The sequence below is a fragment of the Rhodoblastus sp. genome, from assembly GCF_019449565.1.
Taxonomy (GTDB): Bacteria; Pseudomonadota; Alphaproteobacteria; order Rhizobiales; family Beijerinckiaceae; genus Rhodoblastus.
Genome location: NZ_JAGRPM010000016.1, coordinates 1 through 9396, shown reverse-complemented (window position 1 = coordinate 9396; position 9396 = coordinate 1). Strand labels below are relative to the sequence as shown.

General features: G+C 59.6%; 7 protein-coding genes. 6 read left to right on the top strand and 1 reads right to left on the bottom strand.

Annotated features, from left to right (window positions below):
• Positions 1-317, top strand: a 317-nt coding sequence (locus QZ409_RS03565) for a LysR substrate-binding domain-containing protein (RefSeq protein ID WP_296707194.1), incomplete at its 5' end; no start/stop codon positions are given.
• Positions 318-460: 143 nt separating this feature from the next.
• On the opposite strand, the gene QZ409_RS03560 is transcribed toward QZ409_RS03565, so the two are convergent.
• Complete coding sequence (locus QZ409_RS03560; protein WP_296707192.1) at positions 461-1906, bottom strand: carotenoid oxygenase family protein; 1446 nt, start codon at positions 1904-1906, stop codon at positions 461-463.
• A gap of 651 nt (positions 1907-2557) precedes the next feature.
• Here QZ409_RS03560 and QZ409_RS03555 point away from each other — a divergent pair.
• The 5 genes from QZ409_RS03555 (at position 2558) to QZ409_RS03535 (ending at position 9158) form a co-directional block, all read left to right on the top strand.
• Complete coding sequence (locus QZ409_RS03555; RefSeq protein WP_296707190.1) at positions 2558-3838, top strand: site-specific integrase; 1281 nt, start codon at positions 2558-2560, stop codon at positions 3836-3838.
• 177 nt (positions 3839-4015) lie between these two features.
• Positions 4016-5146 (top strand): hypothetical protein, encoded by a 1131-nt coding sequence (locus QZ409_RS03550; RefSeq protein WP_296707189.1) that lies wholly within the window; start codon positions 4016-4018, stop codon positions 5144-5146.
• A 62-nt stretch (positions 5147-5208) separates the two neighbouring features.
• The gene (locus tag QZ409_RS03545; RefSeq protein WP_296707188.1) at positions 5209-6339 is read left to right on the top strand and encodes a hypothetical protein; all 1131 of its coding nucleotides are present in this window, start codon (positions 5209-5211) and stop codon (positions 6337-6339) included.
• 124 nt (positions 6340-6463) lie between these two features.
• Positions 6464-6664 (top strand): helix-turn-helix domain-containing protein, encoded by a 201-nt coding sequence (locus tag QZ409_RS03540; RefSeq protein ID WP_296707186.1) that lies wholly within the window; start codon positions 6464-6466, stop codon positions 6662-6664.
• A 1-nt stretch (position 6665) separates the two neighbouring features.
• A complete protein-coding gene (locus QZ409_RS03535; protein ID WP_296707184.1) occupies positions 6666-9158 on the top strand; it encodes a DUF3987 domain-containing protein in 2493 nt (830 codons plus the stop codon).
• The last annotated feature ends 238 nt before the right edge of the window (positions 9159-9396 follow it).

Sequence of the window (9396 nt, the reverse complement as noted above, 5' to 3'; positions counted from 1 at the left end):
GCACGCGCGAAGTCGTCGCCGCGGCGCTCGAACAAGCGGGCGTGCATGCGGGCGAAGCCATCGAGATCGGAAGCACCGAAGCGATCAAGCAGCTTGTCGCCTCAGGCTTCGGCGTCGCCATTGTCTCCGTCGCGGCGGCGAGGGATCAGATCGCCCTGGGCGTTTTGAAACCAGTGGAGATGGCTGGACTGGCGATTAGCCGGCCCCTCTACCGGCTTCGCGTCACAGGGCGTTCGCTGCCGCCCGCAGCTGCCGAATTCGAGCGCATGCTTTTCGGTGAATTGGCGCTCCCAAGGGGAAGGCGAACCGTCCGATGAGAAGGGAGCTTGCGGCGTCCGAAGCGTGACTTCGGCGCCAGCCGGATCGAGCTGAGTTTTTGCGATCAAGCCGCCAGTTTGGCTCGTTTCCGGAAGATGTTGCTCCGCCGATCTGCTCCGTTTTCCGCGAGACGGGCCAAGATTTACCTATGGCGTGGCCCCGTCGCCACCCAATTGCCATGGAAGCCCGGCGGGATGCGGCGCGCGAGGTGGACTTCGGCCTGTGGCGGCCCAGAAAAATTGCGCGCGTCGAGAATGGCGTAGTCGGTCGTCCCGCTCCTCGTATCGATCACGAAGCCCATCAGCCAGCCATCGTCCTCTGCGGCGTCGCCGGTCCGGGGAATGAAAACGAATTCGCCCGGCAAACGGCCTGGACCGAAGTCATGGATCTCGCGCTGCCCCGTTTCGAGATCGTGTTTGAACAGGCGGGTTTCCGTGATCGCTTCGGCGCTCCCGTTTTTCACCGCCATCGTATAGACAAAGCGGTAAGGCTTGCCGGTCCTGCGCTCGTCAATACGAGGAAATTCCTGCCCGGCTGGGTCTATGACGCAGCGATCGACGGAGCGCGCGCCCGGATCGATCGTCCAACGCTCCAAGTTGAGGCCCTCGGAATCCGGGCCATGCGCACTTCGCGCGAACATGGTGTCATGCACGCAGGCGTCGAACACGACCTTGCCATCCGCGCGTTCATAAGCATTAGCTGGATGAAACACATAGCATGGCTTGACGTCGCACCAGAGGATCTCCCCCTGTTTCGAGCGAGGCAACAAACCGACCCGCGCCTTATGCTTCGGGTTCCAGGCATAGGGAAAACTATGTCCGGCGAGTAGCAACTTCATCGAAAACGTCACCGGAAGATCCAGCACGATGACGTAGTTTTCGGTGATCATGCAGTCGTGGATCGAGGGGCCGTGCTCCACGGCAATGGGTTCGTCGCGACGAACGCGGCCATCCGTGCCGACCACGACATATCGAACCGTGTCCGGGATCTGACCGTCGTAGCAAATCGCGTGAAACTCCCCAGTGTCCGGATCCATGTGCGGATGCGCAGTAAAAGCGCCGTGCAGCGTGCCCCCGAAGGGATTGTGCGCGATCGTGTTGAGATCGCCGTCAAGCTCGACCGGGAAGCTGCCCGCCTCGACCAAGGCCCAGACCTTTCCTGCATAGCCCAAGACGTTGGTATTGACCGTATCGAAGGGGCCGTGGCGGGGGCCAGGCGCTGGCGCCTCTTTGAGCGCCTTGCTGACGGTGGTCGTGCGAACCCAGCGGTTCTTGTACCACAGGGCCTTGCCGCCCTTGAGGCGCAGGCCGTGGATCATCCCGTCGCCAATGAACCAGTGGTAGGTTGCGGGGTTGGCTTCAATCGGGTTTGGCCCGTTGCGCATGTAGCAACCGTCCAACTCCGGCGGGATTGTTCCCGTGACCTCGGGGTATTCGAGCGTCACTTCATCCTCGACCGGCTTGTGGATCCCCGTCAGGAAGGGATTGGTTGCCACTGCCCCTCTGGGACGCCAGCGATTGAATTCGGCCACCTTCAGGGCGCCGCCGGTCACAGCCTTCCGGATCAGCATTTCGACCTGGCTCGTCATGGGCGATTTCCCGAGCTGCAAGCGCAAGGATAATGAACTCGTCATCAGCTTGAGCGCCGATAGTGACAACATCAACTTGCAAAAGCGGAGACAACGACAACATCACGGAGATTTGCGCGAAAAAAAAACAATCCCGGGCCATGTCTCCTGCACCGCAAGATTCCAACACGAAACAATGAGCCAAAGATCGCCGCTTCAAAAAATGCACTTGCCCCCGGCCGGCTCGCCGTTTTCACACAACCAAGTCCTAGCCTGCAGATCGCCGCCATCACCGGCCATCGCAGCTTGAAAGAAGTCGATCGCTACACGAAATCGGCCGATCAAAAACGCCTGGCCCGTGCTGCGTGGCGATGCGGGCCAAAGGTCAGATGGCGAACGAGAATGCCCAGGATTCCGACGCGGTTGTCGATCCTTGGGCAAAAACATTCCTTGGGCAAAAACATTGCCTAAGTCATTGAATTAAAATGGACGAGAGGGGCGGATGGTGCCCAGGGGCGGCACTCAACTATCGTTCCATGCCGTCTCTGAATGTTTCAGTTATCAACGATAAAACAAGTAAATAGGCGCTAGAGTGTCCTTGTTTGTCTCACGATGGCCGCTATAATCCCATATAAATTTGTGGGCGTGTTTGTGGGCTGGTGGTGGGGCGACATGGGTAAACTGACGAACCGCAAGGTGGAGACCGCGAAGCCCGGAAAGTATGGCGACGGCGAGGGCCTACAACTGGTTGTGACAGCGTCCGGCGCCCGCAAATGGGGACTGCGCTTCATGCTGGCGGGCCGAGCCCGTGAAATGGGACTGGGAAGTTTTCCCGAGGTTTCGCTCGCGGAAGCGCGGGATGCAGCCTTCGAGGCGCGCAGACTTATCGCCTCCGGCAAAGACCCAATCGAGGCGCGCGAGACCGCGCGCAAAAATGAGGCTCAGGCGCGCAAGGCCCTCCCGACCTTTGCAGATGTCGCGGCGCTAGTGATCGCCGACGCCCAAGCCAAGTCAACAAACGCCAAGGTGAGATACCAGTGGACGCGCCACCTTGGCCCTGCCTATTCCGGCCCCCTTCTCGAACGTCCCGTGAACGAGATCACGACCCTCGATGTGGCGGCGGTTCTAAGACCAGTTTGGGAATCTAAACCGGAAGTTGCTCGCAAACTCCATCCCGCGATCCGGCGCGTCTTCGACCGAGCGCGCGTCATCCTCAAGGCCGAGCATGGCGTCCTGATGCTAGAGAATCCCGCCAACTGGGTAGACCTGAAAGCTCAGGGGTTCTTTAAGCCGAAGGAACTGAGCCGAGGTCGACACCCGTCGTTACCTTACGCGAGGATGGCGGAGTTCATGACGGCGCTTCGGGCGCGAGGCGCTATAGCCGCCAGGGCGCTGGAGTTTCTGATCCTGACCAATGTCCGCACCGATTCCGCCTTGAAGGCCGAGTGGGGCGAGTTCGACATGACCGCCGCCCTCTGGACCATTCCTTTGAGCAAACTGAAGGACGGCAACCACCGGGCCGATCCGTTTCGCGTGCCGCTGGCGCCGCGCGCAATGGAAATTCTGCGAGAAATGAAGGCAGCCGCGTCGTCGACCTATGTCTTCCCCGGACAGTCCGTCAGCAAGCCGTTCTCCAACATGGCGATGTTGACCGTCATCCGTCGAATGAACTCTGTTGCGCCGGATGAGGGGAATTGGCTTGACCCTGATCAGGGCAAGCCAATTGTCCCACATGGTTTTCGCGCAACGTTCCGCGTATGGGCCGAGGAGATTGGCCGGTTTCCGCATTCCGTAATCGAGCAGGCGATGGGGCATGCGGTCGGTAACGCGATCGAGCGCGCATATCGCCGGACAGACGTCCTCGAACAGCGACGAGAACTAATGGCGGCTTGGGCGGCGTTCTGCGAGCCGGGCGGCGCGCGCGTTTATGAACCCGCATTAGCCAATGCCTAACGATTCTGGCGGCAATTATTTGTGAGTGCGCCGCCTCTCCGGCGTCTCGCTCGCAACAAACCATTGCCGATGGAGTTTTAGTTGGCCAGACAACATAGCAGCCCTCTTCTTTTGACTGCGGGCTCGGCGGGCGCAATTGCTTTACAGCCTCTGAGCCTGCAACGCGGGGACGGCGCCGTGAGCGAGGCCGATATTCAAGCGCTTATACATACTCATCCGGGGTCTCTGCCCATCGCCGAAATTGACCCAATGTTTGCAAGCCCTGTTCCGATATGCACGGAGCTGAACACTCCTGCCGGGTCGATCGACAATTTCATGGTTACGCCCTCTGGTTTGCCGGTCCTCGTTGAATGCAAGCTTTGGCGCAATCCTGAAGGGCGAAGAGAAGTCGTGGGACAAATTCTCGACTACGCCAAAGAGCTGAGTCGATGGTCCTCGTCTGATCTGCAGCGAGAAGTAAGTCGACGTCTGAATCGTGACGGCAATCCGCTGCTCGAAAAGGTGCGGGCCATTGAACCCACAGTCGATGAAATGCAGTTCAACGATGCGCTCACCGCTAACTTGCGGCGTGGACGCTTTCTTCTCTTGATCGTTGGAGACGGTATCCGCGAAGGTGTGGAAGCTATCGCCGAGTATCTGCAGGTTCACGCAGGACTGCACTTTTCCTTGGGGCTCATCGAGCTTCCGATCTACGTCATGCCCGACGGCACTCGTTTGGTCGTTCCACGGGTACTCGCGCGCACAATGATCATCACGCGCAACGTCGTCGCTCTGCCCGAGGGCTATGTGCTCGAGGAACCCCAGGATACGTCTACGGAATCTGAAGTTGATCCAGAACGTAGCGCTTTGTCTGACTCCCAACAGCGGTTCTGGATGGAATTTATCGCCAATCTCAAGCTCGACGACCCTGAACAGCCCAAGCCAAGACCGGCGCGCCAAGGCTATATTACTTTATCCCTGCCGGCTCCGAACGGCAGTAGTTGGCTTACAGTTTACCGCGACATGCGACAAAACGAAGTCGGGGTCTTTCTTTCGTCCTCACGAAACAGTGCCGGGGAATACGCCATGCAGGCGATCGTTGACGACTGGGATACAGTGAAGGGTGAGCTAGGTGGAACCGCGAAATTGACAGAAAATAAAGAAGGGCGGCCGCGCATCGTCGACGCGCTCAACGTTGTGTCTCTGGATCGCCCGGAAGTAAGGGAACGCGCGTTCGCGTGGCTCGCCGAGCGTGTGAACACCTTTGTCAATGTCATGCGCCCCCGCGTTCGCTCAGCGGTTACGGATTATTCGTCGCGAGCCGAGTAACGCGCTGGGCAACGTCCAGGTCGCCTCCATGCCGGTTCTGCGATCCCTCCAAGTGAGTATCCATGATTGAGAGTATTCAAATGGGCGAGCCGATAACAAAAAGCCGCCTCGAAAAGTGGGCGCTCGCGTTACGGGAGGCCTTCTTCAATCGGTCGCCTTATCGCGGACATCCACGATGCCTGGACGTTCGTGACGTGATCGCCAAGATCCAAAACCGGATCGCGCATGAGAGAAAATTCCGGCCACGCACGGGTCGGGCCAGGCGCCCTTGGGACATTGGAGCGGATATATCATATATATCAAACGCGCTTGCCGTAACGTTTCAGGAGGAAAGTTCTCTAGGCAAAATCTTGCGCTTCCATATTTACACCCAGGCGGAAATCGGAGAGTTGACGCCAAATTCGGCTGAGCATTGGGCCGAGGTATTTCAGTGGAGCCCGTTCGCGGCATGGGCCGATGAGATCTTGTTCGATCCCGAAGAGGCTAAGCTCTGGTCTCTGGGCATGGCCATCAAATGGATCGAATGCGTTCAATCCGGCCTATCTCCGGATCGTCTCACCGAGGCGTTAAATCCTATTGATTGGCTAGACGATGCCTTGCGCAAAGTAAGGCAGGAGTGGCCGGAATATATCGAACAGAGCCTGCGATGGGTCAAGAACAGGGAGGGAGGCCAGTCATTAGTCCCGAAGGTTTTCCGTGGTTATCTGTTTGTTGATCCAGACGCAAAGCAGCTTTTGATTACTGCATTGCGCAACGGAAAGGTTCAAGCTGTCGGAATTAAGTCCGGCATAGAAACGCGGATTTCATCTCAATCTTGGGCAACGCTCCGGGTTGTCGGCCGCAAAGACCTTGATGGCGCAGATCGAGTGGTGGATGCGACTGCAGGGCATACTAAAGCCGGCGAAGGACGTACATGGCTCTATGATTCTGTTTACGTCGACCAACGGAGCTTGAGGTCCACGTTTCCGCCGCCCCTCTTGGCTGCCGTAACCGAGAAGGGCATTAGCCGTGCAGAACTCATTCGCGTCCTGAAGCAAGAAAGTGCTCAGCGGGGCGGAAGACGTGTTTCTCAGCGCGCGGCGCAAGACCTCTTGGCCAAGGAGAATCTGAGTATTTCGAGAGAGATGCTTCGGCAAACAATATCAGAGCTTTGGCCTGCACCTCCCGGACGGCCAAGGAAAAGCGCCAAATGAAATGCGCCGATAAATGACGTCGGCGCATTTGCACATTTCGACGCCGCTGAACCGCTGAGACATCGTTAGCGCCATCATCAGTCGAGGTGGCGCCCTGGCGTCGCCTCTTAATGGCGGGCCATCTATGAAAAGTCATGACAAGCGCAAGCACGCGGCGTGGCGCCGCGCGCTTCACGTTAATGAATTTTGCGAGGCCTATGGCGTCTCGCGCAGCACCGCTTATCGGCTCATCGCCGAAGGCAAGTTGGAGACCGTCAAAATCGGCAATCGCCGACTGGTTCCGGTCGATTCGGCCGAAGCCCTCCTTGAATCGAAGGAGGGCTAGAATGTCCGACGATCAAGCCAGCCTGTCATTGAACGGCAAACTCGCGCTGCATTATGCCGCGCGAGGCTTCTATGTCTTTCCCTGCGGCTCGACCAGCAATAAGGCGTTCGATAAGAAGCCGCTGGTTGCGCACTGGAGAGACGAGTCGACCCGCGATCTCGAGACGATCGTGCGCTGGTGGCGCCAACACCCCGACGCTCTCGTCGCGTTGGATTGCGGCAAATGCGCAATCGTTGTCGTCGACGCCGATCGTCACGCCGACTCGCCCGATGGCGTCGCCAAGCTCAAGGGCCATGTCGGAGACGACCTTGGAGCACTCGGCTGTCCGATTGTCGAGACGCCTGGCAATGGGCTGCATCTCTATTTCTCGCAACCCGGAGCCGAGCCGCCTTTTGGCAACAGCAACGGTGAACTCGCGGGCCAGGGCATCGATGTTCGCGGTGACGGCGGCTACATCATCGCGCCCGGCAGCGTGCGCTATGACGGCGCGGTCTATCACCCCGTGGAGGGCACCCCGGACCTTGCGGAATGTTGGAATCTGCGGGCGATCCCTCAGGTGCCCGACGTCATCTCCCGGCTTATCCGTGCACCGAAAGCGGGTCCCGAGGATGTCTTCGGAGGAGATGCCGACGCCCGTTGGACGGCTGGCCGCGCGACTGCCGGCGCCCGCGAACGCGCCTGGGCGCAAGCGGCGTTGGCCGGCAAGAAGGTCGAACTTGCGGAGACCAAGAAGGGTGGACGCAATAACGCGACGAATGCGATCGCCTATTCAATGGGCCGCATCATCGGCGCCGGCTGGATTTCATCCGATGAAGTCATGGCCTCGCTCACCGAGGCTTGCAGGGAGAACGGCCTCGCGAGGGAAGACCCGCGCGGTTGCGCTGCGACGCTCGCCAGGGCGCTGAAGGACGGCATGGCGAAACCGCGCGGCCCGCTTTCCGACCGCGACTTCGGCGATGACGGCGATCCGATCATCATCGACGACGACCATGCCTGCGCCTCGGGCGCCGGGAGCGCATCGGCAAAGACGCCAAATTCCAACTGGTCCGACCCGAAACCGGTCCATGCGGATTTGTTGCCGGTCCCAGAGTTCGACCCGGCATTCCTGCCGCGCTCGCTCGCCGAGTGGGTCGCGGACATTTCCGACAGGATGCAGTGCCCTCCCGATTTTGTTGGTGTTGCGGCGCTGGTCGCCATGGGCTCGATTCTCGGCCGAAAGGTCGCCATTCGCCCCCAGCGGCGCACTGACTGGACCGAGGTGGCGAACCTCTGGGGCTGCATCATCGGCCGTCCCGGCATGTTGAAGAGCCCAGCCATGGGCGAGGCGCTCAAGCCGATTAACAAGCTCGAAACCGAGGCTCGGAAGGAAAACGAAGAAGCTCTCGCCGAGTTCAAACGGGCAGAGCGCGTTCATGCGCTGAAGGTCAAGGCGAGCGAGCGCAAAGCCACGAAGATGAACGCCGAGGACATCGACGACGAAATCCTCGCGGGCGACGCGCCAGAACCGCCGCGCATGCGGCGCTACGTGCTTAATGACACGACCTATGAGTCCCTTGGGCTGGCGATGGCGCATAACCCCGATGGCGTGCTCGCCTTTCGCGACGAACTGATTTCTCTCCTGAAGTATCTCGACGATGAGCGCAATTCGTCGGCGCGAGGCTTCTATCTGACGGCGTGGAACGGGACGAGCGGTTACACCTTTGACCGCATCGTGCGTGGTTCGACCCATATCGAGGCGGCCTGCTTATCCCTTCTTGGATCGACGCAGCCCGGCCGCCTCGCTGAATACATCAGTCGCTCGCAGGGCGCCGGCGACGACGGCATGATCCAGCGCTTCGGCCTTCTTGTATGGCCCAACCAGTCGCCGGAGTGGGAGAACGTCGATCGCTACCCGATCAGCGAGGCGCGCAAGGCCGCGTGGGCGACGTTCGAGCGCCTCGATAATGTAACGCCCGCCTCTGTCGGCGCAGAAGTTTGCGACTTCGGCGGCCTGCCGTTCCTGAGGTTCGACGCCGCGGCGCAAGAATTGTTCGACGATTGGCGCAAAGGGCTTGAGTTTCGCCTTCGCTCCGGCGACCTCACACCCGCGCTGGAGAGTCATCTTGCAAAGTTCCGTAAACTCGTACCTGCGATCGCCATTGCCAGCCATCTCGCCGACAACGGATATGGGCCGATCACCGAGGGCGCGGCGCTCCGCGCGCTCGCCATCGCGGAATACGCAGAAGCTCACGCGCGGCGATGCTATGGCGCTGGATCGCAGACCAAGGCTGCTGGCGCGAAAGCGATCATCGCGCATATCCGCAAGGGAGACCTGAAAGAAGACTTCTCGCTCCGGGACGTGATGCGGAAAGGCTGGTCCGGGCTGAGCGACCACGATCAGATCGATGCCGCTCTTGGCCTTCTCGAAGACCACGGATGGATCGCGCAGAAGACTGTCCGCACGGGAGGGCGTCCAAGCACAGTCTATTCGATCAACCCGGCGGCGCTGTCATGACCAGCTACCTCACCCGCCTGAAGGCCTTCAACGCCAAGAACACCTTACGAGAGGATGTGACAAAACCGACAAATGCCCTTTCGTCGGTTTTGTCGGATTGTTGATTTCCGTTTGGAACTGACCCGGGATTTTCACTGAGAAGTGACCCGCCTTTTTATGTTCCTGCGGTCAGGTTTTGGTCAAGGCATTGGCTTTCTCCTTTCGTCCTTTTGCGGTTGCGGCGCTGGCCTTGAAGCGG